The 26952-nt window shown below is 71.3% G+C and carries 24 protein-coding genes; 17 read left to right on the top strand and 7 right to left on the bottom strand.

The window, feature by feature from the left end; genetic code table 11:
• Positions 1-10: 10 nt before the first annotated feature.
• Positions 11-1285 (bottom strand): bifunctional cytidylyltransferase/SDR family oxidoreductase, encoded by a 1275-nt coding sequence (locus AB0C16_RS18520; protein ID WP_357684335.1) that lies wholly within the window; start codon positions 1283-1285, stop codon positions 11-13.
• Between the two features lie 107 nt (positions 1286-1392).
• On the opposite strand from AB0C16_RS18520, the gene AB0C16_RS18515 reads away from it, so the two are divergent.
• The 6 genes from AB0C16_RS18515 to AB0C16_RS18490 all read left to right on the top strand — a co-directional run bounded on the left by AB0C16_RS18515 (position 1393) and on the right by AB0C16_RS18490 (position 7145).
• A complete protein-coding gene (locus AB0C16_RS18515) occupies positions 1393-2835 on the top strand; it encodes a CDP-alcohol phosphatidyltransferase family protein (RefSeq protein ID WP_357684333.1) in 1443 nt (480 codons plus the stop codon).
• Between the two features lie 11 nt (positions 2836-2846).
• On the top strand, positions 2847-3455 hold the full coding sequence (locus AB0C16_RS18510) for a DUF5941 domain-containing protein (RefSeq protein ID WP_357684331.1): 609 nt from the start codon (positions 2847-2849) through the stop codon (positions 3453-3455).
• Positions 3456-3533: 78 nt separating this feature from the next.
• On the top strand, positions 3534-4265 hold the full coding sequence (locus tag AB0C16_RS18505) for a phosphocholine cytidylyltransferase family protein (protein WP_357684329.1): 732 nt from the start codon (positions 3534-3536) through the stop codon (positions 4263-4265).
• Positions 4266-4292: 27 nt separating this feature from the next.
• The gene (locus AB0C16_RS18500) at positions 4293-5333 is read left to right on the top strand and encodes an iron-containing alcohol dehydrogenase family protein (RefSeq protein ID WP_357684449.1); all 1041 of its coding nucleotides are present in this window, start codon (positions 4293-4295) and stop codon (positions 5331-5333) included.
• Positions 5311-6078: a CDP-alcohol phosphatidyltransferase family protein gene (locus tag AB0C16_RS18495; RefSeq protein WP_357684327.1), complete on the top strand. Its 768-nt coding sequence runs from the start codon at positions 5311-5313 to the stop codon at positions 6076-6078. Before AB0C16_RS18500 ends, AB0C16_RS18495 begins: the two co-directional genes overlap by 23 nt.
• Positions 6079-6260: 182 nt before the next feature.
• Positions 6261-7145: a glycosyltransferase gene (locus tag AB0C16_RS18490; protein WP_357684325.1), complete on the top strand. Its 885-nt coding sequence runs from the start codon at positions 6261-6263 to the stop codon at positions 7143-7145.
• 3 nt (positions 7146-7148) lie between these two features.
• Here AB0C16_RS18490 and AB0C16_RS18485 read toward each other — a convergent pair whose 3' ends face one another.
• The gene (locus tag AB0C16_RS18485; RefSeq protein ID WP_357684323.1) at positions 7149-7814 is read right to left on the bottom strand and encodes an acetoacetate decarboxylase family protein; all 666 of its coding nucleotides are present in this window, start codon (positions 7812-7814) and stop codon (positions 7149-7151) included.
• A gap of 101 nt (positions 7815-7915) precedes the next feature.
• Here AB0C16_RS18485 and AB0C16_RS18480 point away from each other — a divergent pair, with 101 nt between their 5' ends.
• A complete protein-coding gene (locus AB0C16_RS18480; RefSeq protein WP_357684447.1) occupies positions 7916-8410 on the top strand; it encodes an RNA polymerase sigma factor in 495 nt (164 codons plus the stop codon).
• Positions 8407-9327, top strand: a complete 921-nt coding sequence (locus AB0C16_RS18475; protein WP_357684321.1) for a hypothetical protein — start codon at positions 8407-8409, stop codon at positions 9325-9327. The genes AB0C16_RS18480 and AB0C16_RS18475 overlap by 4 nt, the downstream gene beginning before the upstream one ends.
• Here the strand turns inward: AB0C16_RS18475 and AB0C16_RS18470 are convergent.
• The 4 genes from AB0C16_RS18470 to AB0C16_RS18455 form a co-directional block, all read right to left on the bottom strand.
• Positions 9324-10292, bottom strand: coding sequence for a glycosyltransferase (locus tag AB0C16_RS18470; RefSeq protein WP_357684319.1), 969 nt, complete (start codon positions 10290-10292; stop codon positions 9324-9326). The genes AB0C16_RS18475 and AB0C16_RS18470 overlap by 4 nt on opposite strands.
• 49 nt (positions 10293-10341) lie before the next feature.
• Positions 10342-11562: an acyltransferase family protein gene (locus AB0C16_RS18465; protein WP_357684317.1), complete on the bottom strand. Its 1221-nt coding sequence runs from the start codon at positions 11560-11562 to the stop codon at positions 10342-10344.
• 175 nt (positions 11563-11737) lie between these two features.
• Positions 11738-13354: an LCP family protein gene (locus AB0C16_RS18460; RefSeq protein ID WP_357684315.1), complete on the bottom strand. Its 1617-nt coding sequence runs from the start codon at positions 13352-13354 to the stop codon at positions 11738-11740.
• A gap of 175 nt (positions 13355-13529) precedes the next feature.
• Positions 13530-14987 carry a hypothetical protein gene (locus AB0C16_RS18455; RefSeq protein ID WP_357684313.1) on the bottom strand — a complete coding sequence of 486 codons (1458 nt, stop codon included), beginning with the start codon at positions 14985-14987 and terminating at the stop codon, positions 13530-13532.
• 132 nt (positions 14988-15119) lie between these two features.
• Here AB0C16_RS18455 and AB0C16_RS18450 point away from each other — a divergent pair, with 132 nt between their 5' ends.
• The 3 genes from AB0C16_RS18450 to AB0C16_RS18440 all read left to right on the top strand — a co-directional run bounded on the left by AB0C16_RS18450 (position 15120) and on the right by AB0C16_RS18440 (position 19184).
• Entirely contained in the window at positions 15120-17132 is a 2013-nt protein-coding gene (locus AB0C16_RS18450; RefSeq protein ID WP_357684311.1) for a hypothetical protein, read from the top strand.
• A 95-nt stretch (positions 17133-17227) separates the two neighbouring features.
• A complete protein-coding gene (locus AB0C16_RS18445; protein WP_357684309.1) occupies positions 17228-18121 on the top strand; it encodes a glycosyltransferase family 2 protein in 894 nt (297 codons plus the stop codon).
• 1 nt (position 18122) lies between these two features.
• Positions 18123-19184 (top strand): glycosyltransferase family 4 protein, encoded by a 1062-nt coding sequence (locus AB0C16_RS18440; protein ID WP_357684307.1) that lies wholly within the window; start codon positions 18123-18125, stop codon positions 19182-19184.
• Here AB0C16_RS18440 and AB0C16_RS18435 read toward each other — a convergent pair.
• Positions 19085-20044, bottom strand: coding sequence for a YbhN family protein (locus tag AB0C16_RS18435; protein ID WP_357684306.1), 960 nt, complete (start codon positions 20042-20044; stop codon positions 19085-19087). The genes AB0C16_RS18440 and AB0C16_RS18435 overlap by 100 nt on opposite strands.
• A gap of 1266 nt (positions 20045-21310) precedes the next feature.
• On the opposite strand from AB0C16_RS18435, the gene AB0C16_RS18430 reads away from it, so the two are divergent.
• The 6 genes from AB0C16_RS18430 to AB0C16_RS18405 all read left to right on the top strand — a co-directional run bounded on the left by AB0C16_RS18430 (position 21311) and on the right by AB0C16_RS18405 (position 26931).
• Positions 21311-21745: a hypothetical protein gene (locus AB0C16_RS18430; RefSeq protein WP_357684304.1), complete on the top strand. Its 435-nt coding sequence runs from the start codon at positions 21311-21313 to the stop codon at positions 21743-21745.
• A 74-nt stretch (positions 21746-21819) separates the two neighbouring features.
• Positions 21820-22647, top strand: coding sequence for a class I SAM-dependent methyltransferase (locus AB0C16_RS18425; RefSeq protein ID WP_357684302.1), 828 nt, complete (start codon positions 21820-21822; stop codon positions 22645-22647).
• The gene (locus tag AB0C16_RS18420) at positions 22644-23678 is read left to right on the top strand and encodes a lysylphosphatidylglycerol synthase transmembrane domain-containing protein (protein ID WP_357684300.1); all 1035 of its coding nucleotides are present in this window, start codon (positions 22644-22646) and stop codon (positions 23676-23678) included. The genes AB0C16_RS18425 and AB0C16_RS18420 overlap by 4 nt, the downstream gene beginning before the upstream one ends.
• 93 nt (positions 23679-23771) lie before the next feature.
• Positions 23772-24890 (top strand): glycosyltransferase family 1 protein, encoded by a 1119-nt coding sequence (locus AB0C16_RS18415; protein ID WP_357684298.1) that lies wholly within the window; start codon positions 23772-23774, stop codon positions 24888-24890.
• 18 nt (positions 24891-24908) lie between these two features.
• Complete coding sequence (locus tag AB0C16_RS18410) at positions 24909-26003, top strand: NDP-sugar synthase (protein ID WP_357684296.1); 1095 nt, start codon at positions 24909-24911, stop codon at positions 26001-26003.
• A 34-nt stretch (positions 26004-26037) separates the two neighbouring features.
• Entirely contained in the window at positions 26038-26931 is an 894-nt protein-coding gene (locus AB0C16_RS18405) for a DNA-3-methyladenine glycosylase 2 family protein (RefSeq protein WP_357684445.1), read from the top strand.
• The last annotated feature ends 21 nt before the right edge of the window (positions 26932-26952 follow it).

Here is a 26952-nt window from a genome sequence, read left to right as displayed (position 1 = left end):
GCGGCGACCGTCAGGCGCCGCCCGTCACCCGCCCGGTGAGGCCGGAGACCAGCAGGTCGAGCCAGGTCTGAGCCGGCGCGCCGGGATCCACGCAGTTGACCCTGACGCCCTCGGCGGCCCATTCGCCGGCGAGGGCCCGGGTGAGGTCGACGACCGCGGCCCGGGCCGAGGAGCAGAGGCTGTGGCCGGCTCCGCCCCCGGTGTGGCCGTGGGTGCCGAGCAGCAGCCCGCCGCGGGTCTCGCGCAGGTGCGGGTGGGCGGCGCGGGCCACGTTGACCGGGCCCAGATAGCCGGTGCGCAGGGTCTCGTCGGCGACCTCGGCGAGCCCGCCCAGGTGGGGGATGTCCGCGGCGTAGACCACGTGGTCGATCCGTCCCACCGTGGCCAGCGCCTTGGCGACCGCGTCGTGGTCCTCGACGCGCACCTCCCCGCCGAACACCCGCACCCGCGCCCCCTGCTGCCCGGCCAGGCGGGCCAGGTCGTTCCCGGGGCCGAAGACGACCACGGTCGTGCCGTCCAGCGCCGCCCGCCGGCCCGCCGGACCCGGCGCGGGCACTCCGGCGTCGGCCAGCTGGAAGAGCCGCTCGGCGATGTGCAGGTCGTCGGGGTGGGTGACCTTCATGTTGCGCTCGCTGCCGGGCACGATGTAGATCGGCACGTCCGGCAGGTAGCGCAGCACCACGCCGCAGTCGTCGGTGGCGGGACGCCGGTCGAAGCCGGGGTCGGCGAGGGCCCGCTCGTAGGCCTCGCGGATGACCGACAGCCGGAAGCACTGCGGGGTCTGGGCGCGCCTCAACAGCGCCCTGTCAAGGACGTCGCCGATGACCTCGCCGTCCGGCGCCGGAGCGGCGACCAGGATCGTGTCGGAGCTCGGGATCGCCACGTCCACGGCCGTGTGGGTCTGGAGGGCCCGGACACACTCGGTGATGATCCGGGGCTCCAGGAGGGGGCGTACGGCGTCGTGCAGGAGCACGTCGCACTCCCGCGAGCCGAGCGCCCGCAGCGCCCGCCAGGTGCTCTCCGTGCGGCTCGCGCCCCCGTCGACGATCTCGCCGACCTTGCCGAAGCCGCGGCGCTCGACGATCTCCCTGACCTCTTCGGCGTAGCCCGGCGTCATCAGCACCACGATCTCGTCGATGTCCGGCGAGCCGTCGAACAGGGCCAGGGTGTGCTCCAGGATCGATCTTCCGGCGACCGGGATGAGCTGCTTGGGCGTGCCGAGCCCGACACGCTGGCCGACACCACCCGCCAGAACCACGCCAACAGTGGGCAACCGGGAATTCATACGGCGAGCGTAACGGCCCGGCTCCGTGTTATCGCGTCGCCCTGTCGCTACGCTGTGTCCACGCACTCCCTCGCGACCGGGAGGAGACCTGCGCTTTGACAGATTCCATGACGCGTGCCAGCGCGACCACCTCGGTGGTGCTGCTCGCCACGACACCCGCCTGCCGGCTTCACTGCGACGACACCACACTGCTCGACCGGATCCACGACCAGCTCGCCCTGCTTCCCGTCCGTGACATCCAGGTGGTGTCGCCGGGCGGCGGGCTCGGCGCCGACCTGCGCGGCGTCGCCAAGATCGCGAGGGTCGCCACGGGCACCGTCGTCGTGCTGCCGGCCGACCTGGTCGTGCACACCGAGGCTCTCGCGTCGCTGGTGGAGGATCCCGCTCACGCCACGATGGCGCTGGTCTCCCACGACGCCGTCGACGGGCCGCTGCGGCCGCCCGTCCGCGACGACGGCGGCGTGATCGGCGCCGCAGGGAGCTCCTTCCACACGGTTCCCGAGGCCAACGCCACGTTCCGGGGCGTGCTCCAGGTGAGCGAGGCCGATCTCGCCACGCTCGCCGACATGGCCGAGGAGCTGGCCGATCTCGCCGAGACGGGCAAGCTGGGGCCCGTCACCGCGGTCGAGGCGATCGACCTGCTGCTGGTCGGCCTGGTCAGGTCCGGCGTGCGGGTGCGCGCCGTCCGGCTCGGGCCCCTGCACGCCGACCGCGTCACCGGCCAGACCTCCGCCGAGGCGGCGATCGCCCGGCTGGCCGACGTGGACGAGGCCCAGGTCCGGCTCGACGGCGCGATCAAGAGCCGCGACGGCTTCTTCGCCACCTACTTCGTCTCGTCCTGGTCCCGCCACCTGGTGCGGCCCGCCGCCCGGCTCAAGCTCACGCCCAACTCCGTCACCGGCATCTCCATCGCGCTGGCCGTCCTGTCGGCGGTCTGGTTCTCGGCGGGCGACCGCGCCGCGCAGGTGCTCGGGGCCGTGCTCCTCTACCTGTCGTTCGTGCTCGACTGCCTCGACGGCCAGCTGGCCCGCTACACCCGCACCTTCTCGCCGCTCGGCGCGTGGGCCGACGGCATGGCCGACCGGTTGAAGGAGTACGTCGTCTACGCCGGTCTCGCCTTCGGCTACGCGGCCGGCGTCCCGTCCGGCGCGGGCGGGCCCGACGGCATCTGGTACCTCGCCGCCGCCGCGATGATCCTCCAGGTCGTACGTCACTCCGTCGACTTCTCGTACGGCGGGGCGGTGTCCGACGCGAGGCGGGTCGGCGCGCTGTGGGCCAAACCGGCGCGCTCGCTGCTGGAGCCGGCCGACGCCGCCCGTTACAGCGCGCCGAGGCAGGGCGTGCTCGGGCTGGCCCAGCGGATGGAACGCGAGTCGATCACCCGCTGGGTCAAGCGGATCATCGTGTTGCCGATCGGGGAGCGGATGGCGCTGATCGCGGTCACCGCGGCGGTGTTCAACGCCCGCGTGACGTTCGTGGCCCTGCTCGGGTGGGGCGGGGTGGCGGCGGCTTACCAGCTCGCCGGCCGGATTGCGAGGTCGGCCCGATGATCTCGGTGCACATGACACCGGTTCCCACCAGCAAGGTCGTCACCTACCGCGACGACGGGCCGCTCTCGCGCGGCATGGGGCTGCTCGTGGCGGGCCAGCTGCCACCGCTCCCGCCGATGATCGCCGCAACGTTCGTCACCGGCGTGCTGCTCCTGCTCGGCGTGGCCGGATCCGACGGCATCGCGTTCTTCGCGCCGCTCGTGACGATCCTGCTGGCCGGGCCCGGCAGCTCGCACCCGCATGACGGCAGGTTCGACTGGCTGGTGCCGCCGATCCTCCGGATGATCGAATATTCGTTCATCGCGGCCTGCGGATTCGCCCACGACGTGCATCCGGCGCTGATCTTCCTGCTCCTCGGCGCGCTGGCCTTCCATCACTACGATCTGGTCTACCGTTTGCGCCAGCACGTCTACCCGCCGCCCTGGCTTTCGACGCTCGCGCTGGGCTGGGACGGCCGGATGCTGGTGATCTCGCTGGCCGCCGTCGCAGGCCTCATGACCGGCGGGTTCGTGCTGCTCGCGATCTACCTGTGGGCGTTGTTCGGCTGGGAGAGCCTCACCTGCTGGCTCGCCGCGCCCCGCTCCGGAATGGAAGCCACCGACTCGGTCGCGCCAGACTAGGGGTTTGATTACCCCGGGAGGGGCCAAAGACAACTAACCTTTGGGCCTACGTAGTCATGCTCGACTGAGGAGTGCACGTTGCTGGGAATGGTGCTGGCCGCTGGAGCCGGAAGACGTCTGCGGCCCTACACCGACACGCTGCCCAAGGCGCTCGTGCCGGTCGACGGTGAGACCACGATCATGGACATCTCGCTGCGCAACTTCGCCGAGGTGGACCTGCGCGAGGTCGTGGTCGTGGTCGGCTACGCGGCGCAGGCCGTACACGAGCGCAAGGAGGAGCTGGAGAGGCGTCACGGCGTCAAGCTCACTCTCGTGCACAACGACAAGGCCGAGGAGTGGAACAACGCCTACTCCCTCTGGTGCGCCCGCGACTACTTCGCCCAGGGCGCGCTGCTCGTCAACGGCGACACCGTGCACCCCGTCTCGGTCGAGAAGACGCTGCTGTCGGCCCCCGAGACCAGCGACATCCTGCTGGCGGTCGACGACGTCAAGAAGCTGGCCGAGGAGGAGATGAAGGTCACCCTCGACGGCGGCGCGCTCAAGAGGATCACCAAGCTGATGGACCCCGCCGAGGCCTATGGCGAGTACATCGGCGCCACCCTGATCCGGCCGGGCGCCGCCGAGGGCCTGGCCGACGCGCTGCGGGCGACGTTCGAGCGCGACCCCCAGCTCTACTACGAGGACGGCTACCAGGAGATGGTCCAACGGGGCGCGCGGATCCATGTGGCGCCGATCGGAGAGGTCGACTGGGTCGAGGTGGACAACCACGATGACCTGGCGAAGGCTCGCACCATAGCCGTCCGCTACTGAGGAGGCGGAATGCCGCTTCTAGCGCGAATGTTGCCCGCGCCCCTGACCATGTCGGTCAGGCGCGGCGCGGTGGCGCAGCTCGGTGCGCTGCTGGCCGACAGCCGGGTCGCGACCTCCGGCAGGGTCGCGGTCGCCGTCGGCCCCGGTCAGGGTGATCACATAGAGGGTCTGATCGCGCCCACGCTGGGCGAGGCCGAGGTGTTCAGGGTGGCCGACGGGTCGGTCGACGCGGCCGTCTCGCTCGGCGCCGACCTGCGTAAGGGCGCCTACGAGGTGGTCGTGGGCGTCGGCGGTGGCCGCACCATCGACGCGACCAAGTACGCCGCGTCACTGGCCGGCATCCCGATGGTCGCCGTGGCCACCAACCTGTCCCACGACGGGATCTGCTCGCCCACCGCCTCACTGGTGTACGAGGGCGGCAAGGGCACGTTCGGCGTGCCGATGCCGCTGGCGATCCTGGTCGACCTCGACTTCGTGCACTCCGCGCCGCCGGTCCTGGTCAGATCGGGCGTCGGCGACGTGGTCAGCAACCTGTCGGCCATCGAGGACTGGCAGCTCGGCAACGTCGAGCACGGCGAGCCCATCGACGGGCTGGCCTGCTCGATGGCGCGCACCGCCGCCGAGGCGCTGATCGGCCGCACCGACTCCATCGAGTCCGACGCCTTCCTCATCGTTCTGGCCGAAGCCCTGATCCTGTCGGGGATGTCGATGGTGATCGCGGGCTCGTCCCGGCCCGCGAGTGGCGGAGACCATGAGATCCTGCATGCCGTGGATCAGCTCTTTCCCGGCACCTCCAACCACGGCGAGCTCGCCGGCATCGGCACCGCCTTCTGCTTCTTCCTCAGGCAGGACACCACCAGGCTGGCGCAGGTGGCCGGCTGCCTGCGGCGCCACGAGCTGCCGGTCGTCCCGGCCGACATCGGGCTGACCAACGCGCAGTTCGCCGAGGCCGTGATGCTGGCGCCGTCCACCCGTCCCGGCCGTTACACGATCCTGGAGCACCTCGACATGGGCGACACCGAGATTCGCGATCGGGTGGAGGACTATGTCCGGGCCGTCGGTCGCTGAGCTGCGGCGGGTCGCACAGCCCGCCGGCACCATGGACCGTGAGAGCGGCGAGCACTGGGCGGGCTCCCTCTACATGCGCAAGGTGTCGCCCTACCTGACCTGGCTGCTCGCCAAGACGCCGATCTCGCCCAACCAGGCGACCTGGCTGATGATCCTGAGCGGCCTGGTCGCCGCGGTGGTGGTGGCGCTGCCGGGGCTGTGGGCGGCCGTGCTCGCGGCCCTGCTCATCCAGCTCTACCTGCTGCTCGACTGCTCCGATGGCGAGCTGGCCCGCTGGACGGGACGCACCTCGATCACCGGCGTCTACCTCGACCGGGTGGGCCACTACCTGTGCGAGGCAGCGCTGCTGGTCGGGCTCGGCTTCCGCGCCTCGGAGGTGCTGCCCGACTGGTACACCGTGCTGGGCCTGGCCACCGCGCTCGGCGCCATCCTGATCAAGGCCGAGACCGATCTCGTCGACGTGGCCCGGGCCCGCGCGGGCATGCCGGCCGCCACGGAGGCCGCCTCGGGCCAGATGAGGTCGGGCCTGCTGGCGCTCGGCCGCCGGATCGTGGGGGCGACCAAGTTCCACCGTCTCGTGCAGGCGGTCGAGCTGTCGATCCTCGTGGTGGTGGCCGCCGTGGTCGACGTCTTCACCGGTGACCTGCTGGCCACGAGGGTGTTGCTGGTGGTCTGTTTCGCGGCGGCGGCGCTGCAGACGGTGCTGCATCTGGTGAGCATCCTGGCGTCCAGGCGGCTGGCGTGATCTCCTGTCGGAACCGTCAGCGGCCCCCGTCCGTCGTATTGATCGGACGTCCGCTGTTCGGTGGGGGTTCACTAGCGGTTCCGATACGCTTAGCTCCACCAATATCAACGACAGACCAGCAGACTCGGTGATCATGAAAGAATGCTCCGCTCGTGCTCTCAACGCGTCAGGACGATGATTCGTTGAAGATCTCGTGCGTCATCCTCACCATGGGCAACCGGGTCGCGGAGCTGAACCGGGCGGTCGAATCCGCGCTCAACCAGGTCGACGGCGACGTCGAGGTGGTGATCGTGGGCAACGGCGCCGACGTGCCCGCGGTGTCGGCGACGCCACCCGAAGGCTCGGCCGCGACCGTGAAAACGATCCGGCTCGACCGTAACACCGGCATCCCGGCCGGCCGCAACCGCGGTGTCGAGGAGTGCTCGGGCGACGTCGTGCTGTTCCTCGACGACGACGGCTGGTACGCCAACCAGAAGGTCGTCTCCCACGTCCGAGACCGTTTCGCCACCGAGCCCGACCTCGCGGTGATCTCCTTCCGGGTGATGGATCCCGAGGGCGGCATCGGCCAGCGCCGCCACGTCCCCCGCCTGCGCGCGGGCGACCCGCAGCGGTCCTCGCCGGTCACCACCTTCCTGGGCGGCGCCTCGGCCATCCGACGCTCGGCCTTCCTCCAGGTGGGCGGCCTCCCCGAGCGCTTCTTCTACGCGCACGAGGAGACCGACCTGGCCTGGCGGCTGCTGGGCGAGGGCTACCGGATCGAGTACGACGCCGAGACGGTCATGTATCACCCGCAGGTCCCGCCGACGCGCCACGCGGAGTTCTACCGGCTCAACGCCCGCAACCGCGTGTGGCTGGCCCGCCGCAATCTGCCGTGGCCGCTGGCGGCCCTCTACCTGCTCGACTGGATCGTGCTCACCCTCATTCGCGAGCGTGGCTCCGGTGTCGCCCTCAAAGCCTGGTTCACCGGCTTCTTCGAGGGGCTCCGCACCTCCGCCGGAGAGCGCCGTCCGATGGCCTGGCGCACCGCCTGGCGCATGGTGAAGCTCGGCCGCCCGCCGATCGTCTGACCCCTACAGCGGCTCCGCGCCGCCGAACGTCATCGTGGCCTGCGCCACCGTCGAGCTGAACAGAGCGCGTTTCGGCAGGCCGAGCTCGCTCAGCTCCTTGGCGACCGGGTGGTTGCCGAGCCTGATCAGCGCGCCGCCCGGCCGCACCCGCACCCCGCGCGCCTGGACCGACCACGGCACCCGGCGCGTCACACCCTCCCGGTGGGTGAAGGCGTCGAGCGGGACCATCGCCCCCGGTCCGAGCACGGGCACGCCGGGCCTGAGCAGCAGGTCGAGCACCAGCCGGCCGTCCTTGCGGACGATGCACCGTTTGTACGGCGAGCCGAGCCGCAACTCGATGTCGGCCAGCTCCTTCGGAAAGCCCCAGATGGTGCGCCCCGCCTCCAGCGTGAACCGCTGGTCGACCGGGAGCCAGTGGATGAACACCCCGGCCTGCCGCAGGTCGCCCAGGCCGACGGAGCTCGCCCGGCCGGGCGGCCGGATCAGGAACGCCACGCCGAACTCGTGGTAGGCGTCGAGGTCGCCGTCGCGGTAGTCGACGAACGTCAGCGCGCAGACGGCCTTGCCGGGGAAGACCTCGGCCACGTCCAGCCCCGAGTAGGCGATCACCGCCCTGGCGGCGTCGGCGCGCACGGCATACATCGCGCTGCAGACACTGGCGTCTCTCACCCGGACAGGCATGCTGACCGTTCGTCCCTGGATCAGATGCGATGCCATGCGTCCAGTACACCAACCGGGAAGACCTGTGACCATTACTTCCTGGTTCGCGTCTGGTCTGTTGTGACCATCACGAGAACGCGGAGGGCGACATCATCGAGGAGCTGTACCGCGAGCACTGGCCGCTCGTGTGCGGGTTCCTCCTGCGCCGGACCCGCGACCCCCACCTGGCCGAGGACCTGGCGCAGGAGACCTTCGTCAAGGCGACCCGGGCGCTGCTCGGCTGGCGGGGCGAGAACGCGGCCGCCTGGCTGCTGGCCATCGCCCGCAACGTCCTCATCGACCATGTCCGGCGCAGCCGCCGCGAGCCGGCGCTGCCCGATCCGGACGAGCTCGGCGTGCCACCGCTGCACGTCGAGGCCCTGGACGTGCGCGACGTCCTGGACCGGCTGCCCGAGCGGCACCGCAGGCTGCTCACGCTGGTCTACCTCGAGGGTTTCTCGATGGTGGAGGTGGCCGCGATGACCGGCGAAAACCACTCGACGATCAAGACCGCGGTGTGGCGGGCCAGAGCCGCGTTCGCCGACAGCTACGGAGCCGCCCGATGACCGAAGACGATCTGCCGCTCATGCCGGACTTCGACCCCCGCAGGACCCGCCGGGCGGTCCGCAGGGGCCTGGTGCGGACCACCTCCATGGTGCTGGCGGCCTTGACCGTGGTCGCGCTGGTGGCGACGCTCGGCTCGGCCCTGGTGCAGAAACGCGGCGACCGGCAGCAACGGATGACCGACGTGCTCGGCACCGCGTTCAAGATCTACAATCCGGCCTACAACCTGAACACGGAGCACTGCTGCGACGCCACGCCGCTGTCGCTGTCGTTCACGGTGAGCGGCAGCCCGATCCGCGCCGCGGGAGGCTTCACCGGCTACGGCGGCTCCAGCCACACCATCACGCAGGACTTCTTCGGCCGGGTCGGCAGGCTGCCGCTCGGCAACTCGGCCAACACCACGCTGAGCACCGCGCTGGCCAACGTCCGCACCGGTAACCAGCCGGCGGAGAGCAGCCGGAAGGTGCTGGCCAGACTGCCCGAAGGGCTCAACGCGCTGGCGGTCGTCGAGTTCGACCGGCCTCTCACGCCCGACGAGCTCGTGCGCTTCGGCCGCGACCACGGCGCCTGCCCGGAGAAGGTCGTCTACGAGCAGCGGCCCAGGGCGATCCCCATCACCTGGGGCACGACCACCTGGGAGAGAGCTCCGTTGCCGAGCAGCGGCCCGTGCTACGAGACGTCCCGGGACTTCGTGAAGAACCTCCGGGCCTGGACCGGACTGTTGCGCGACCATGACGACGCCAACCTGCGCCACTTCGACCTGACCCTGGACCGGCTGCGCAAGGCGGCCGACGCCGGGCTGGCCTACGCGTACGTGGACAACCTGGTCACGATCGGGAAGCTGCGCCGGCTCATCGACGATCCGCGGGTCCGCACGGTCCGGGTGGCCGACGTGACCTACGACGTCGAACGGCCCTAGACGGTCAGCGGCTGGACCGGGGTGCTGAGCCCGGCCCAGGTCTCCATCAGGGCGACGAAGGCCGCGGCCTGGTCGGGCCAGTGGTGGCGCAGGCGGGCCTCGGCGTGGCCGCGGGCGCCGAGCGTGGCCCGCCGTACGGGATCCTCCTTGAGGTCGAGCACGGCCTGTACGGCGGCTTCCACCTCCAGGGGCACCACCACTCCGCAGCCGGTCCGTTCGACCAGTGGGGCGGCCTGCGGGGTGGTGATCACCGGCAGGCCCCGGCCCATGTAGTCGAGCACCTTGACCGGCACCCCGGACACGGTGCGGGCGGCCAGCGACAGCCCGGCGAGCGCGCCCTCGGCCATGCGCAGCGCGTGCCGGTTGGGCACGTAGCCGAACCAGTCGAGCAGCCCGACCCGCTGGGCGTCCCGCAGCAGGGGGCGCACCTCGTGGTCGGCGGGCCCGATCAGGTCCATCCGGATGCCGTGCGGGACGAGCCGCCCGGCCAGCTCGATCAGCTCGGCCACGCCGCGCTCGGTGGACAGGCGTCCGATGTGGACCACCCTGGTGTCGCCGGGCGGGGGCGGGCTCGCCGCCACCAGGGTGGTCTCCGGCACCAGGGAGGGGGTGCACAGGTGGTGACGCCGACCGGCCCGCGCGAGCCGTCTGGCGCCGGTGTTCTCGCGGACGTCCCAGACGACGGGCGGGCGGTGGAAGGGCAGGGCCCGCAGCAGCGCGTGCTCGTGCACCAGGATCAGGTCGGCGCCCTTGGCCCCGCGCCGGAGCGCCGCGCTCGCCCGGCCGTACCCCGGCTTGCGGGGCACGTCGATCGCGGTGAGCCCCATCGCGGGCGTGACGTTGAAGAAGGTGAACGGCGCGACGTAGGTCACCTCGTGGCCCGCGTCGAGCAGCCCCCGGATCTGCCGGTGCATGATCCGGGCGTCCTCGGGGTGGTGGACGGTGGTGGCGACGCATACCCGCATACGTCGATGCTGAGCGGCTACCAGGTCAAGGGCGTGAATGCGGGCCGAACTACCGCTTAACTTCCCCGGAGGGGCGGCGGTACAGCCACGTCAGGCGAGGCTCGAGGACCCACTTGAACACCGTGCGCGTCTCGGGCAGGCACAGCACGATGGCGAGCGCGAAGCAGCTCGCGCTGATCGCCAGCACGCCGAGCGGGCCGTGCAGCCACGGCAGCCCCAGCCAGCCCTGCTCCTTGGCGATGAGCACGGGCACGCCGTGCAGCAGGTAGCAGTAGAGGGTGCGGGTGCCGAGGTCGGAGTACCAGGTCTCCTTGCGGGGGACGAGCGCCAGGACCGCGAAGCACATGGCCAGCGCGCAGACCAGCAGCCCGGTGCGCACGCCGAGCCCCATCCACCACGACAGGTCCATGTCCTGGTAGCTGTTCTTGTAGTAGAAGGGCTTCAGGCTCGCCTTGGGCGCGATGAAGACGGCCACGGCGGCGGCGGCCAGCAGGACGACCGTCGAGACGATCTTGATCCAGCGGCGGTTGAGCATCTCGAAGTGCTCGGGCTGCATCACGAGCCCGATGACGAAGAACGGCATCAGGCCGAAGAACCGGTCCATGCTGAAGTCGCCGGAGATCTGCGAGAACCCGGCGAACAGGTAGATCGCGATCGCCACCGGGATCGGATATTTCATCCGCTTCCACACCGGTGTGGACAGCCGCCAGAAGAGCAGCGCCAGCAGATACCAGTTGAGCCAGGCCGGATCGATGATCGTGAGAGACCACTTCTGGCCCAGCGCGAAGCGGAGCGCGGCGTAGCCGACCTCGACGATCACATACGGCACGAGGAACGTGTCGACCAGCTTGTTGGTCTTCGCGTTGGAGTTCCAGAAATTTCGGGACAGGTAGCCGCTGATGAGCACGAACAGCGGCATGTGGAAGGTGTAGACGAAGATGTAGAGGGTCTTGGCGGAGTCGGCGCTGAGCGTGGGCACCAGCGAGTGACCGATCACGACCAGCGCGATCAGGATGAACTTGACGTTGTCGAGGTAGGGATCGCGCTTGCGTTTGGGCGGCTCCGGCTCAGGCTCCGGCTCTGGCTCTGGGGCGAGCCGCTCCTGCTCCCGCTCGCCCGGCCGCACGCCGTGCGGATCGGTCTGGTCGCTCCAGAAGGCCTGTTCGGGTAACGGCCAACCGGCTCCCGTGCCGGCGGGGCCGGAGCTCTCGCCGGGAGCCTCCGGGCCTGCGGGAGTCGTGACCGGTGGGGAGTGCTTGGTCTCAGACACTACGGAGTCGCTCAGCTTCGCTCGGGGCCGGGGGAACGCGACACCGCCACGCCTGACGAAAACCCTTGACGACGCGGGCGAGGGATGTCGCCGACCCGCACCACATTATCCCGGCTGGAAGGGTCCTGTCTCTCGACGCGGTCGTTACGCCCCGCTTACACAGGTAACTCGGAGGTCAGGTGCAGACGTTCTTCTGGTCCGCGCTGATCGTGCTGTTGTTGACGCTGTCGGGCAGTTTCGTCACCTTCACCGCCTCGAAATCGGCGCCGACGATCAGCTGGATCACGGGCGTGCCCTTGGCCTTCGCTCCCGCGGAGGGCAGGGGCACCGGGGAGGTGTAGGCCTCCGCGCTGGTCGGGGTGATCTTGCCGGCGGCGGGCGCGGGCTTCGGCGTGACCATGCCGGCGAGCACGCCGGCGTAGTCGGCACCGGTCGGGGTCCGCTTGGCGTAGCGGATCTGGGTGGTCGGCTGGCTCTTGCCGTCGGCGGCCTGGTAATTGCCGACCTGGGTGACCTTGAAGCCCTGCTTGCTCAGCATGTCGGCGACCTCGCGGGCCTTGCCGAACGTGGTCGTGCCGTTGAGCACCTGAACCTGCACCTGCTCGGGTTTGATGGTGACCTTCGGCTTGGTGCCGGCGCTCGCCGACGCCTCGGGGGCGGCGACCTCGGTGTCGCTCTTGATGGCGTTGAACAGCTCGCTGGCGTCGGGCTCCTTCCAGACCACCCGGTTGGCGTCCTCGGGGTCGGGCGCCCACGGGATCGTGATGAACTTGACCCCGCCCGCGGTCATCTTCTGGGCGCTCTGCGCGATCTGGATGAGTTGCTCGGTGTCGTCGGCCAGATCGGGGTCCATGGTCACCGACTTGGCGGCGGCCTTGATGAAGCCGGTGAGTTTGAGCGGGTCGGTGAGCAGGTCACTGCTGGTGGCCTTCTGCACCACCTTGGTGAGGAAGAGCTGCTGGCGCCGGATGCGCTGGATGTCGCTGCCGTCGCCGTACTTGCGCAGCCGCACGAAGCCGAGCGCCTGCTCGCCGTCGAGGAGGCTCTTGCCCGGGGGGAGCGTGAGCTTGGAGGCCTTGTCGTTGACGCCGGACTTGAGGCAGATCTCGATGCCGCCGAGCGAGTCGACGATGTTCTTGAAGCCGCTGAAGTCGACCTCGACGAAGTGGTTGATGCGGATGCCGGTGAGGGTCTCCAGCGTGGAGACCGTGCACGCGATGCCGCCCGAGTTGTAGGCGGCGTTGATCATGTCGCGGCGGGGCGGCATCTCCTGCTTGGTGGACTCGTTCTTGCACCTCGGGATCTCCACCATCGAGTCGCGCGGGAAGCTGACCAGCTTCGCCTCGTCGCGGTTGGGCGAGATGTGCATGAGGATCATGGTGTCGGTGCGCTTGCCGCCGGCGTCGGCCGTGCGGGCCAGCTGCTGACCGTATTTGGCGTTGCCGTCGCCCGCCCGGGTGTCGGAGCCGACCAGCAGCACGTTGAGCGCGCCGGTGTCGGGGGGCCGCGGGTTGATGATTTCGGTCGTGAGGGGCTTCTTGTTGATCTCGCCGACGGCGTCGCGGTAGAGCGTGTAGCCGGTCAGGGAGCCGGCGACCATCAGCGTGGTGGCCCCGATGCTCACCCAGGCCAGGATGCGCATCTTGCCGTTGCCGTCGCCACCGCCGCTGCGATGGCTGCGCGGCGGGAGGTCGCCGGGAGGAGTGGACGCCGCCCGTCGGGCGCTTCGGTAGCCGGGCTCTTTCGGGGCGACCCTGCGGTCCTCCACGGACACGCTCCTGTAGTCGTTCATACGCCCCCTCGCCCGTCCGTCGCGCGTCGGCTCGGTCTTCTTGCGCCACGAGACTAGGTCACGTACGGCGTACCCGCGGCCAGGACTGACAGATCAGCCTGTGACCCGGGCGTGATGTTCAACGCCAGATCATACTCAGAGCCGGACATTTCGTGGAATATCATTGCCAAATTCTTTACCATTCGCCCAGCTCACGACGACTGCAAAGCGCCGCGGCCAGGCACGCCAGAGGCACCGCCGGCAGCACGTACCGGTAGTCGAACTCCGCGACGGCCGGAGGCACGACCAGCAGGACGACGGCCGTCGACCAGGGCAGCAGCCAGGTGAGCGCCCCCGCGACGGGCTGCCTGCGGCCGACCGCGACCACGGGCGGGACGAGCAGGAGCGCCAGCAGCGCGGTGCCGGGCAGGCGCGCGACGCCCTGGTAGGCCCGCAGCCAGCCGGCGTAGGGCTCGGCCACCTCGGTGCCGATCGGGCCCCGCTCGTAGCGCCGGCCCATCTCCACGCCCAGCTGCGCGGCCCAGCGCCCCGGCGGGGGCGGCGACGTCACGGGGAACTCGTAGTAGCCGTAGATCTCCTGGTCGGGGTAGACGGGGCGGCCCCAGACGAACGTGCGGGCCAGCTCCGACAGCACCGAGCCCGCGTAGTCGAGCGGCTGGCTGCGGATGGCCAGCGCCGCGAACCGGCTCGCCAGCTCGTCGGTCTCCTCGGTGAACGTGATGCCGGGCAGCTCGACCAGCGGGGAATCTCTGGCCCAGAGGTATTCCTGGGAGGGCGGCCGCCGGTCGGCCGGTCGCGGGTCGCACAGCACCCGGAGGTCCGGCGGCGGGTCCATCTTCGCGCAGTCGGCGAAGGACATCGTCCGGGCGTAGAGGAAGGCGCCGTTGGCCCCGACCAGGCCGACGCGCTGGTAGGTGGCGTAGAACCAGGCGCCGTAGGCGATCACCGGCACCAGCGCCGCGGCCAGCAGCACCCCGGCGAACCTGATGCGCCCGCGCAGCACGAACCAGCCCGCCACCACCACGATCAGCGGCTGCCCGACGGTGCGGGTCAGCGTGACGGCCGCGAGCAGCAGCCCGATGGCCACGGCCGAGCGCCTGCCCGCCAGGCTCAGCGCGACGGCCGCGACGACCAGGAACATGAACAGCGTGTCGGAGACGAGCAGGTGCTCGATCTCGATCTGGTAGGCGTCGAGCAGCACCGGCACGGTGGCGAGCGTGGCCGCCCACCTGGGCGCGCGGCGCGCGGCCCAGTAGATCAGCACCCCGGTGGCCAGTCCCAGCAGGTGCTGGACCGCGGTCACCACGGCGAAGGAGTGGAAGGGCTCCAGCAGCTTGAGGAAGGCCGAGTAGCCAGCGGGACGCACCAGGTCGGGGCGCGGCCGGAACACGGTGACGATGTAGGTGTAGGAGTCGGGGAACCACAGCGCCGGGCGGTATCCCAGCATCGCCAGCACGCGCAGCGCCGCGCCGGCCGCCAGGACCGCGACGAACCAGCGGTGCCGCCGGAGCTCCGGGAGTCCAGGGAGCGCCGAGAGCGCCGAGAGCCACGCGCGTGGCCGCGCCGCCGGGCGCCGGCGATGCCCGGGGCCGGGCGAGCCGGCCCCGGCGGGTTCGAGCTCTCCCGTCACCACCCGTGCGTCCTCCCGCCCGCTCTCCCGCTCCCGCTCTCCCGCTTCTCCGGCACCTCGGGTACGGTACCCGCGTTTCGCGCCGCCCCGCGTCACCCCGGCGGGCCGCCGCGTTGGATACCCTCGCGATCACCGATGGGATCCGACCGGCTCGACCAGGCGCGACGGCCATCGGCGGGCCGGGTGCTCGCCGTGGTCTCGCTGCTGCCCGCCCTCGTGGTGGCCGGCTGGCTGGCGGCGGGGCTGGCGCTGCTGCTGCTCGGCCACTACCGGCCGCTGCCCGCCCTGGCGCTCGGCCTGCCGGTCGTCGCCCTGCTCTGCGCGGTCGCGCTGCGCGGCCTCGGGGAGGTGGTCGAGGCCACCGCCCGGCAGGTCGTCGCGGTCGTCGCGGTCGCCGCCGGCTCGACGGTCTTCAACCTGGTCATGCACGCCGAGCAGCTGATCGTCCGGCGCGACCCGGGCACCTACGCCCAGTACGCCATCTGGCTCGCCGGGCACGGCTCGCTGCCGATCCCGGCTCAGGCCGAGGCGTTCGGCGGCCGGGACCCGTGGTTGATCTTCGAGAGCGTTGGCTTCTACGGAGTCGACGGCTCGGTGGTGCCGCAGTTCATGCCGGGCCCGCCCCTGCTGTTCGCCGCCGGCGCCTGGCTCGGCGGGCTGCTGCTCACACCGCCCGTGCTGGGCGGGTTCGCCGTGCTCACGGTGGCCGGGGTGACGGCACGGCTGGCCGGCGGGCGGTGGGCGGCGCCGGCCGCGCTCGCGTTCGCGGTGAGCCTGCCGATCCTCTACACCTCGCGCACCACGTTCAGCGAGATCCCGTCGCTGATCCTGCTGTTCGGCGGCATCGCCCTGCTGCACGACGCGCTGTCCGGGCCGGTGCCGCGCCGGGCGGCGGGCGCGCTGGCCGGGCTGGTGTTCGGGCTCGCGGTCCTGGTCAGGATCGACGGGCTGCGCGACGTGCTGCCGGTCCTGGCGTTCGCGGGGCTGCTGGTCGCGATGCGCAGGCTCGGCCGGCCGCCGGGGGTGATCGGGCCGCCGCTGCTGGCGGGGCTGCTGGCCGGGGCGGGGCTGGGGTTGTTCGCGGCCTACGAGCTGGCTCGGCCCTATCTGACCTATCTGTCCCGCTCGATCGAGCCGCTGCTGCTCATCTGCGCCGCCGTGGTGCTGCTCGCCCTCACCGGCGCCGCCCTGGCGCCGTGGCTCGCCCGGATCCGGCTGCCGAGACGGCTGCCGGAGATCGGCGCGGTGCTGGTCGTCCTGGCCGTGGCCGCCCTCGCCGCGCGTCCGTGGTTCCAGACCGTACGCCGCACGCCGACGACGCCCGAAGACCGGCTGAACAGCATGTTCATCGAGCAGGTCCAGCGGGCCAACGGCCTGGCCGCCGACGGCACCCGTCTCTACTTCGAGCAGTCGCTGCACTGGGTGTCCTGGTACGTCGGCGTGCCCGTGATCGTGCTCGCCACGCTGGCGGCGGCCGTCCTGGTGCGCCGACTGCTGCGCGACGGCCGGCCGTTCGCCTGGCTGCCGCCACTGGCGATCATCGGCTTCACCACGGCCACCACGCTGCTGCGCCCCGAGATCACCCCGGACCACCCGTGGGCCTCCCGCCGCCTGGTCCCCGTCGTCATCCCCGGGCTGATCCTGCTCGCCGTGTGGGGGCTGGGGTGGCTGCGCGACAGGGCACACCCCCGGCGCTGGGTGGCCGCGGTGGGCGTCGTGCTCCTCCTGGTGCCGCCGGCCGTGACCTCGATCGGCACCGCGTTCACCCCGATCGAGCGGGGCGAGCGGGCCGCCGTGGAGGCGATGTGCGAGCGGATCCCGGCCGGCGCCTCGGTCCTGATCGTCGAGCGGGTCACCGCCGAGCGCCTCACCCAGGTGGTGCGCGGCATGTGCGGTGTCCCGTCGGCCCAGGTGCGCCGCGTCGTCGACGACACCGCGCCCGACGCGGAGGTGCACCGCCTGATCCGCCGCGTCAGGGCCGCCGGCCGGGTGCCGGTCGTGCTGGGCGCCGAGGCGGGCCAGGTCTCGGCGTACGGGCCGCCCCGGCAGGTGATGGGCCTGGTCACGCGTCAGGATGAGCGCTCGCTGACCAGCTCGCCGGACGGCACGTGGTCGCTGCGGGTGGACGTCTGGATGGCCGTGGCCTGACGCCGTCGCGGCGACGATGTGGGCTCGGGCCCCGGCTGGGCAGAGTAATCTCGACGCACGTGAACACGCCCGAGACCCCTCAGAGTGGAATCACCGTGGAAGAAGCGCCATACGTCACGATCGTCCTGCCCTGTTACAACGAGCAGGACCACGTCATCGACGAGGTCGAGCGCATCACCAAGGCGATGGACTCGAGCGGCTACACCTACGAGCTCGTCGCGGTCGACGACTGCTCGACCGACGAGACGCTCGCCCGGCTGGAGGAGGCCGCGTCGAGGTTCCCGCGCCTGCGGATCCGCGCCTTCCACCGCAACGGCGGCTCCGGCACCGTGCGCCGGATCGGCACCCAGGAGGCCAGGGGCGAGATCGTCGTCTGGACCGACGCCGACATGACCTACCCCAACGAGCGCATCCCCGAGCTGGTGCAGATCCTGGAGAAGGACCAGACCATCGACCAGGTGGTCGGCGCGCGCACCAGCGAGGAGGGCTCGCACAAGGTGCTGCGGGTCCCGGCCAAGTGGGTGATCCGCAAGGTGGCCGAGAAGCTGGCCGGGCAGAAGATCCCCGACCTCAACTCGGGGCTGCGCGCCTTCCGCAAGTCGGTGGCCAGGCCCTACCTGCGGCTGCTGCCGCCCGGGTTCTCGTGTGTCACGACGATCACGCTGTCGTTCCTGTCCAACCAGCACGACATCCACTACCTGCCGATCGAGTACGCCAAGCGGGCCGGAAAGTCGAAGTTCAGCTTCGTCTCCGACGCCTACCGCTACATCCTGCAGGTGCTGCGGATGATCATGTACTTCAACCCGCTCAAGGTGCTCATGCCGCCCGCGCTCTGGCTGGTGGCGATCGGCATCGTCAAGGGCGTGTGGGACATGATCCAGCATCCGTTCTACTTTCCCGCCAACACCGTGATGATCTTCCTGTCCGGCATGCTGATCGGATCGGTCGCCCTGCTGGCCGACCTGATCGTGCGGTCGCGGGGAGAGTAGCGTGCGCATCGCCATCGTCGGCCCCACCTATCCGTACAAAGGGGGCGGGGCGCAGCACACCACCGAGCTGGCGCACCGGCTGGCCGCGCTGGGCCACGACGTGGTGATCGAGTCGTGGCGGGCGCAGTATCCGTCGTTCCTCTACCCCGGGCAGCAGACGATCACCGCGCCCGAGGGCACGCCCTACCCCGGCACCCGGCGCCGGCTCGACTGGCGCCGGCCCGACGGGTGGGTCGCCGCCGGGCGGCGGCTCCGGTCGGCCGACCTGGTGGTGCTGGCCGTGCTCAGCCCGGTGCAGGTGCCCGCCTACCTGGGCATCCTGGCCGGCCTGCGCGGCCGAGCCCGGACCATCGCCCTGTGCCACAACGTGCTGCCGCACGAGCGCAAGCCGTACGACGAGCCGCTGATGAAGGCCCTGCTCAAGCGGGTCGACGGCGTGCTGGCCCACTCCGGGCAGCAGGCCGGGCTGGCCCGGACACTGACCTCCAGGCCGGTGAGCGTGGCGGGGCTGCCGCCGCACCTGCCGTCGAGCCACGCGGCGCCCGCCGCCGGGGTGCGCAACCGGCTGCTGTTCTTCGGCATCGTCCGCCCCTACAAGGGGCTCGACCTGCTGCTGCGCGCCCTGCCCGAGGGAGTCGGGCTGACCGTGGCCGGAGAGTTCTGGGGCGGGCTCGACGGCACGAAGGCGCTGATCGACGAGCTGGGCATCGCCGACCGGGTGGAGCTGCGGCCCGGCTACGTGGCCGCCGAGGACGTGCCGGAGCTGTTCGCGCGGGCCGACGCGCTGGTGCTGCCCTACCGGCAGGCCACCGCCAGCCAGAACGTCTGGCTCGGCCACGAGCACGGCGTGCCGGTGATCGCCACCCGCGTCGGCGCGCTCGCCGACCACGTCACCGACGGGGTCGACGGGCTGCTGGTCGAGCCCGGCGACGTCGAGGCGCTCCGCCAGGCGATCAAGCGCTTCTACGCCTCCGGCGAGCCCGAGAGGTTGCGGTCGGGCGTCAAGGCGGTCGATCCCGAGCCCTTCTGGTCGGCGTACACAGGCGCGCTGCTGGCCGCCTGACGGCCCAGCAGGAACGCGATGCCGGCCGCCACGACGTCGGCCAGGGTGAAGGCCAGCCGCGACACCACGGCGACCGCCAGCGCCGCCGGGGTGCCGATGATCGGGGCGAACACCAGGACCAGCGCCCCCTCACGCACTCCCACCCCGGCGGGCACCACGAAGAAGAGCAGCCCGGTGGCCCAGGCGAACGCGTAGGCCCCGGTCGCGATCACGTAGAGGTCCCACCGGCCGGCGAGCAGCCAGGTGTGCAGGCCGTAGACGAACCAGCCGGCGGCGGTCCAGGCGGCGGCGACCAGCACCGTGCGGCCGGGCAGCACGCCCTCCAGCGGCTCCTTGCGCGCGAGCCGCAGGGCCAGGTTGAGGCCCCAGGTGAGCACCCGGGGATGCAGGCCCACGATGATCAACGGCAGGAGCAGCAGGAGATACCAGGCCTCCCGGACGGCCTGCTGGGAGGCCAGCGTCGCCGCCGCGATCGAGATCGCCACGCCGAGGTTGATCACCAGGGCCAGCGAGATGCACGCGAACGTGCGCCGGGGCGGGCTGCCGTGGTCGCGCCCGAGCTCCATCATCGCCGCGTAGGCCCACACCGAGCCGGGGATGTACTTGCCCAGCTGGCCGACGAACATGATCCGGCCGGTCACTCTCAGTGACAGTGGCGACCCCAGCCCGGCCAGCACCTGCCGCCACGCGACCAGCATGCAGAACTGGCCCGCCAGCACCGCGGCGAACGCGCCGAGCAGCGCCCAGGGCGGCATCCTGCCGACGGCGGCCGTGGTCTCGTCCCAGTTGCGCGCCAGGCCGTAGCCGAGGAAGGCGAGGGCGACCAGCGCGAGCAGCACGCGCAGCAGGCGGCGAAACATCCGCCCAGGGTACGCGCGGAGCCGATCGGCGGGTAGGGGCCCGCCTCCGGGGGCGCTCGCGGCCCGCTCAGCCGGGTCGCTTCGGGGGCGCTCGCGGCCCGCTCGGCCGGGTCGCTCGGGGCGCTCACGGGTCCGCTCGGCCGGGTCGCTTCGGGGGGAGGCGATGGAATTCCGGCGGCCCGCATACTTACGCATGGTCGCTTTACGAATACGGAGAGTGAAACAACTCCGGCGGCCACCTCCCGGTGCGGGGATCCGGGCCGGGCAACACGCCGGGCCGCGAAACTTTACCTTTCCCGCTCCGGCGCTCCCGGAACACCTCGCCATGGTCCTCGGTGGCTTTTTTCCGGCGAAATGCAAATCCAGGTCAGAGCGTAATGGGCGACCGGATCAATTGTGTGCGGGAGTGGTGACCGGATGGCCGGAATTCTGTTTGTCGGGGAGTGCCGGAGAGAGGGACGAGATGGCGGAGCCGGTGCTCCGGATGATCGATACACCGTCTTGTTGATTGAAATATCGACGAAACTCCCTGTCGTGTTTCGAGTCCTCTGGGTGGCGATCGTGTGGATTGCCGACCTGGCTCCGTGTCGTCCTGTCACGTTTGAGTACGTTTTGCTGTGATTTATTGGGAATGGGGTTCTCGTGCTGCTTGATCAAAGCGGGGCATAAACCGTCAACCGGATGCCGGTCGGCCTGCCTTCCGTAGGCGGACACCTACTCCTAGCAGGGGTTTTGACCTGTCCGAGAGGTTCCGGGCCCTTCGCGCTCGTAAGGAGATGTACGATAAAGCGATTCGACTTGCGGCCGTCATCCGGCGGCCGCGGTCGGACAGGGGCATGGCGGAGTTGTCGCTCGATGTGAGAGACGGCGCCGTTCCTTCCCGATTCCGAGGCGACTGTCTGTTGAGTCCAGGTGGGCATCGGAAAGAAGAGGTCTCCCGCGGCAACGGGGGGCCTCTTCGTTTTTCCGGCGTCAAGTCCGCCGGCTCGAAATCGCGTTCACCCGAATAATGGCCGCTGACATTCGCGCGGCTTTCCCCATGGACCGGCGGAACCTCGACGGTCCGGTCATGTGGCGCGAGGCGGGCCGAAGGTGCCACACTCATACAAGGAACTCTCGCGAATCGCCCTTGTTTGCCGACAGGCGTTCCACGGGATTCCGCAGGCCAGTGCCGACGGCCATAACCAGTGCCGTGTCTGGTGCCCACCTGGACTCACCGCATCACCACCAAACGTCGTTTCGGTATTCGCGGAAAGGAACAACACGATGACCGCGTCGACCATGCCTGCCTGCGGCAGGGACCAGAAGCTCGCCAGGCGCCGGAAGTTCGGCGGGGGCCGGAAGTTCGGTAGCGACCGGAAGTTCGGCGGGGACCGGAAGTCCGGTAGCGACCGGAAGAAGACCTCGGCCGGGGACCGGAGGCCGCGCGGACGGTCGCCCAGGAGGTCGCGCGCCTCCTGGGCGATCGTGTTCGTCTGCGTGCTGCTCACCTACGTGACCTACGTGGTCACGCTGCTCCCGCGCGGTTACGACCTCTGGATCGTCCTGGGCGCGGCCACCACCACGTGCGTGGCCGCTGGCCAGGTCACACGTACGGTCACCCTCGGCCAGGGCGTGGCGGGGGCTCCCCGCTCGCTCCTGAGCCGGATGGTGGCCTGCTGGATCCGGGCCGCCGTCGCGGACGTGCCCGACGCCCGTTGACGGCCGGGTGCGCCGGGCGCGACCGCCGCCGGTTCGACGGCTGGGAGCGCCCGGCGCAGGTACTGTTGGGCGGCGTGGGTAAGGAACGCGTCGCGCAGCTCGAATACTCCGAGTTCCAGTCGGCCATGCTCGACGAGGACAAACGCCGGCGCAAGGCCGCGAAGATCATCGCGGTGCTGGAGCACTTCCACGGCCCGCTCACCGGGCTGACCGTCGGAGACGTGGGCTGCTCCGCCGGGTTCATCGCCGACGAGCTGGCCGGAGCCGGGGCCCGGCGCACGCTCGGCATCGACATCGACGTGCCGGGGCTGCGCAGGGCGGCCGACCGGTTCGGCGAGCGGGTGGCGTTCGTCTGCGGCGACGGCACCGCGCTGCCGTTCCCCGACGGCTCGGTCGACGTGCTGGTGTTCAACCACATCTACGAGCACGTGGTCGACCCCGACGGCGTGGTGGCCGAGATGCACCGCGTGCTGTCGGACCACGGGGTGCTCTACCTGGGCCTGGGCAACCGGCTCGGCGTCATGGAGCCCCACTACAAGCTGCCGTTCCTGTCCTACCTGCCGCCCGCGCTCGCCGACCGCTACGTGCGCGCCTCCGGTCGTGCCGACCACTACTACGAGCGCTTTCGCACCCGGCGGGGGCTGCGCCGGATGGTGCGCGCCTTCCACGTCTGGGACTACACGTTCCCCGTGCTCGCGACGCCGACCCGGTTCGCCGGCTCCGAGCTGTTCCCCGGCGCGCTCGGCCGCCTGGCGCGGACCGTGCTCGCCCGGACTCCGCGCGCGGTGCTGCGGTTGCTGCTGCCGCTCGTGCCCACCTACCTGTGGGTGGCGACGAAGACGCCGCGGGCTCCGGCGGGCGCCGCGCTCCCGCAGCCGCCCGAGCGGGTCCGCCCACTGTGAACGCCTCCGGCACGCCGGGCGGTCCCGGCCAGGCGAGGGACGCCGAGACGGCGGGTGGTCCCGGCCGGGCGGGGGGCGCCGAGACGGCGGGCGGTGGCGCGTCGAAGGCGGCCTTCGGCGGGGAGGACGCGGTGTCCGGAGCGGTGCCGTCGCCGGGGCGTGAGCGGTCTCTCGTGCGCACGGCGGTGCGGCTCGGGTTCCTCGCCGTCGCGCTGGGGTTCGGCGGGTGGGCCGTGGCGTCGCAGTGGGACGCCGTGCTGGCGGGGTTCGCCCGGCTGAGCGCGCCGATGCTCGCCGCGTCGCTCGGCGCCGTCATCGCCGCGCTGCTCGGCGCCATGCTCACCTGGCGCACCCTGCTGGCCGACCTCGGCTCGCCGTTGCCGTTCCGTCCCGCGACCAAGGTGTTCTTCGTGGGCCAGCTCGGCAAATACATCCCTGGAGCCGTGTGGCCGGTGATCGCGCAGATGGAGATGGGCCGCGACCTGGGCGTGCCCCGATCTCGCAGCGCGGCGGCGTTCTTCCTGATGATGCCGATCCAGCTGGCCAGCGGGCTGCTCGTCACGCTGGTCACGCTCGGCTGGGACCGCTACGGCTGGCTGCTGCTGCTCATCCCCGTGCTGCTGGTGCTGCTCGAACCCAAGGTGATCAACGGCCTCATCGGCTTCGGCCTGCGCCGGCTCAAGCGCGAGCCGCTGGAGCGCCCGCTCACCCGGCGCGGCATGCTGACCGCGCTCGGCTGGGCGCTGGCCGGTTGGGTCTGCTACGGGCTGCACCTCTACTTCGTCTTCCCGCAGGGGGGCCTGATCTTCGCCATCGGGGCGTTCGCGCTGTCGTGGTGCCTGGGCATCATGACCTTCGTGGTGCCCGCCGGAGCAGGGGTGCGCGAGGTGGCCATGGTGGCCGTGCTGTCACCCGTGCTCAACAGCGGCCCGGCGATCGCGATCGCCCTCTGCTCTCGCATCGTCATCATCATCGGTGACCTGATCTGCGCTGGTTTGGCCGGGATCGCGGCTCGTCGCCGTCATGGGTGATTTGAGCCACGATTTGGGGGAGGCTGGTCGTAGGCTGAACCCGGAGGGGGACGTCGGATCCCACGTTGATCTTGAGGGGAGAAGATCTACGTAATGCCTCGAGTGCTCGTCGACGCGGCGGCGGTCCCCGCGGACCGTGGCGCACTGATCAGATATGTGGACGGGCTGGTCGCCGGGCTCGACCGCGCGGGAGCCGACCTCGTGGTGGTCTGCCAGCGGGCCGACGCCGGCAAATACGGACGGCTGGCGCCCTCGGCCCGCATCATGCCGGGACCGGTCGCGATCACCAACCGGGCCGCCCGGCTCGCCTGGGAGCAGACCGGCGTGCCACTGCTCGCCCGCCAGTCCGGCGCCCAGGTCATCCATGCCCCCTACTACTCGATCCCGCTCCGCTCCGGCCTGCCCACGGTGGTGACCGTGCACGACGTCACCTGGTTCACCGAGCCGGAGCAGCACAGCGCGGTCAAGGCCTCGTTCTTCCGGTCGGCCACCCGCACCGCGGTCCGTCACGCCAACCGGGTCATCGTGCCGTCCAAGGCGACCAGGGAAGAGCTGGTGCGCGTCCTCGCCGCCGACCCGACCCGCATCGACGTCGCCTACCACGGCGTCGACCAGAAGCTGTTCCACCCGCCCACCGAGCTGGAGAAGCGGCGCTCGGCCGAGAGGTGCGGCCTGCGCGGCCAGCCGTACGTCGCCTTCCTCGGTGCGCTCGACCCGCGCAAGAACGTCCCCAACCTGATCCGCGGTTTCGCCGCCGCCGTCAAGAACCTCGACGAGCCGCCCGCGCTGGTGCTCGGCGGCGGCGTGCACGAGGACGACGTCGACGCCGCCTGCCGCGAGGTGGAGGCCACGGTCAAGGTGGTGCGCCCCGGCTACCTCGGGGTGCCCGACCTGGCCGGGTTCCTCGGCGGCGCCGTCGTGGTGGCGTTCCCGTCGCGTGGCGAGGGGTTCGGGCTGCCGGTGCTGGAGGCCATGGCCTGCGGGGCACCGGTGCTGACCACCCACCGCACGTCGCTGCCCGAGGTGGGCGGCGACGCCGTGGCCTACACCGAGCCCGACGCCGACAGCATCGCGGCCGCGCTCGGGCAGCTGCTGGCCTCTCCCGAAAGGCGCCGCCGGCTGCAGGAGGCGGGCCTCGCCAGAGCCCGCGAGTTCACCTGGGAAGCGTCGGTCGAAGCACATCTCAGCTCCTATCAACGCGCCATCGAATAGTTCGGTAGCCTCACCGGGATGATGGAGAGCTCACTGCCGGCCCTCGAGGCGATCCTCCTGGTCGGAGGGCAGGGCACCCGCCTGCGTCCGCTGACACTGGGCACGCCCAAACCCCTGTTGCCGACCGCCGGAGTGCCGTTCCTGGCACACCAACTGGCCCGTGCCCGCTCGTTCGGGGTGCGCCGGATCGTCTTCGCGACGTCGTACAAAGCCTCGATGTTCGAACCCGTCTTCGGTGACGGGGAGGCGTTCGGGCTCTCCCTCGAGTACATGACCGAAGAGACGCCGCTCGGCACGGGCGGCGCCATCCGCAACGCCGCCGAGGCGCTCACCTCGGCACCGTCCGACCCCGTGCTGATCCTCAACGGCGACATCCTGTCCGGTCACGACATCGGCGACCAGGTGCGCACTCACCTCAGCCGCGACGCGGCGGTCACGCTGCACCTCACCGAGGTCGACGACCCCTCCCGGTTCGGCTGCGTCCCCACCGACGACGACGGCCGGGTGACGGCCTTCCTGGAGAAGACCCCCAACCCGGTGACCAACCGGATCAACGCCGGTTGCTACGTCTTCACCCGCTCGGTCATCGACCGGATCCCGCGCGGTGAGGTCGTCTCGGTGGAGAGGGAGACGTTCCCGGGGCTCATCGAGTCGGGCGAGCTGGTCCTGGGCTACGCCGACCGCACCTACTGGCTCGACGTCGGCACCCCGGCCGCCTTCGTCCGCGGCTCCCGCGACCTGGTCCTGGGCCGCCTCGGCTCCCCGGCGCTGCCCGGCCCGCCGGGGGAGTTCCTGGCGCTCGACGGCGCGGCCGTCTCGCCGGAGGCCAAGGTGCACGGCGGCTCGGCGGTGGGCTCCGGGGTCGTGGTCGAGGCCGGGGCCGTGGTCTCGGGCAGCGTGCTCTGCGACGGCAGCGTGGTCCACGCCGGCGCCATCGTGGCCGACTCCGTGGTCGGCGTCGGCGCGCGCGTGTGCTCGGGCGCCGTGGTGCGCGACGCGGTGATCGGCGACGGCGCGGTGGTGGGGCCGGGCAACGAGCTGCAGGCCGGGGTGCGCCTCTGGCCGGGCGTCGAGCTGCCCGAGTGCGCCATCCGCTACTCCAGCGACGTCTGATCCCGGCCCGGAGACCGGGCACACTGGACTCGTGATGGAGCGCAGGTGGGTGCCCGAGGGGCCGCTGGACGTGGAGCTCGCGCTGAGCCCGCACCGGCGCGGCTCCGGTGACCCCGCCTGGCGCAGGACCCTCGACGGGGCCGTGTGGCGCACCTCCCGCACTCCCGACGGGCCGGGCACTCTCAGGGTGAGCGCGGCGGCCGGGGCCGTGCACGGGCAGGCGTGGGGGCCGGGAGCCGGCTGGCTGCTGGAGACGCTGCCGGTGATGCTCGGGGCCGACGACGACGTTTCGGGGTTCCGGGTCAGGCACGAGGTGCTGGCCGATGTGGCCAGAAAGCACGCGGGGCTGCGGATCGGCAGGACCGGGCGGGTCATGGAGGCCCTGGTGCCGGCCGTGCTGGAGCAGAAGGTCGTCGGCCGCGAGGCGTGGCGGGCCTGGCGGTGGCTGCTGCACCGCTACGGCGAACCCGCCCCCGGTCCCGCCCCGGAGGGCATGCGGGTGATCCCCGAGGCGGCCGTGTGGCGGCAGATCCCCTCCTGGCACTGGCACCGGGCGGGGGCCGAGGCCGTACGCGCCAGGACCATCGCCACCGCCGCCTGGCACGCCGCCAAGCTGGAGGCGGCCGGCACCACCGAGGAGCTCGACCGGCTGCTGCGGGCGCTGCCCGGGATCGGCGTGTGGACCTCGGCCGAGGTGCGGCAGCGCGCCCTCGGCGACCCCGACGCCGTCAGCGTGGGCGACTTCCACCTGGCCACGATCGTCGGCTACGCGCTGACGGGCGAGAAGACCGACGACCCGGGGATGCTGCGGCTGCTGGAGCCCTACCAGGGGCACCGCCACCGGGCCACGATCCTCATCACGCTCACCGGGCTGCGGCCTCCCGCGCGCGGGCCCAGGATGCCCGCGCGAGACTACCGCGCCTTCTGACGGCAGCCCCCTGAGTGCGAG

This window comes from Nonomuraea sp. NPDC048916, assembly GCF_040649575.1.
GTDB lineage: Bacteria > Actinomycetota > Actinomycetes > Streptosporangiales > Streptosporangiaceae > Nonomuraea.
Note: the sequence above shows the minus strand (reverse complement) of the source record. Positions and strands in the feature narration are given on the sequence as shown.

Bases quoted from the DNA above. Each gene is read 5' to 3' on its own strand.
- AB0C16_RS18410 (WP_357684296.1), top strand. From the start codon at position 24,909: ATGATGGAGAGCTCACTGCCGGCCCTCGAGGCGATCCTCCTGGTCGGA.
- AB0C16_RS18430 (WP_357684304.1), top strand. From the start codon at position 21,311: ATGACCGCGTCGACCATGCCTGCCTGCGGCAGGGACCAGAAGCTCGCC.
- AB0C16_RS18520 (WP_357684335.1), bottom strand. From the start codon at position 1,285: ATGAATTCCCGGTTGCCCACTGTTGGCGTGGTTCTGGCGGGTGGTGTC.
- AB0C16_RS18405 (WP_357684445.1), top strand. From the start codon at position 26,038: ATGGAGCGCAGGTGGGTGCCCGAGGGGCCGCTGGACGTGGAGCTCGCG.
- AB0C16_RS18435 (WP_357684306.1), bottom strand. From the start codon at position 20,044: ATGTTTCGCCGCCTGCTGCGCGTGCTGCTCGCGCTGGTCGCCCTCGCC.
- AB0C16_RS18415 (WP_357684298.1), top strand. From the start codon at position 23,772: ATGCCTCGAGTGCTCGTCGACGCGGCGGCGGTCCCCGCGGACCGTGGC.
- AB0C16_RS18495 (WP_357684327.1), top strand. From the start codon at position 5,311: ATGTCCGGGCCGTCGGTCGCTGAGCTGCGGCGGGTCGCACAGCCCGCC.
- AB0C16_RS18500 (WP_357684449.1), top strand. From the start codon at position 4,293: ATGTTGCCCGCGCCCCTGACCATGTCGGTCAGGCGCGGCGCGGTGGCG.
- AB0C16_RS18510 (WP_357684331.1), top strand. From the start codon at position 2,847: ATGACACCGGTTCCCACCAGCAAGGTCGTCACCTACCGCGACGACGGG.
- AB0C16_RS18470 (WP_357684319.1), bottom strand. From the start codon at position 10,292: ATGCGGGTATGCGTCGCCACCACCGTCCACCACCCCGAGGACGCCCGG.
- AB0C16_RS18475 (WP_357684321.1), top strand. From the start codon at position 8,407: ATGACCGAAGACGATCTGCCGCTCATGCCGGACTTCGACCCCCGCAGG.
- AB0C16_RS18460 (WP_357684315.1), bottom strand. From the start codon at position 13,354: ATGAACGACTACAGGAGCGTGTCCGTGGAGGACCGCAGGGTCGCCCCG.
- AB0C16_RS18450 (WP_357684311.1), top strand. From the start codon at position 15,120: ATGGGATCCGACCGGCTCGACCAGGCGCGACGGCCATCGGCGGGCCGG.
- AB0C16_RS18515 (WP_357684333.1), top strand. From the start codon at position 1,393: ATGACGCGTGCCAGCGCGACCACCTCGGTGGTGCTGCTCGCCACGACA.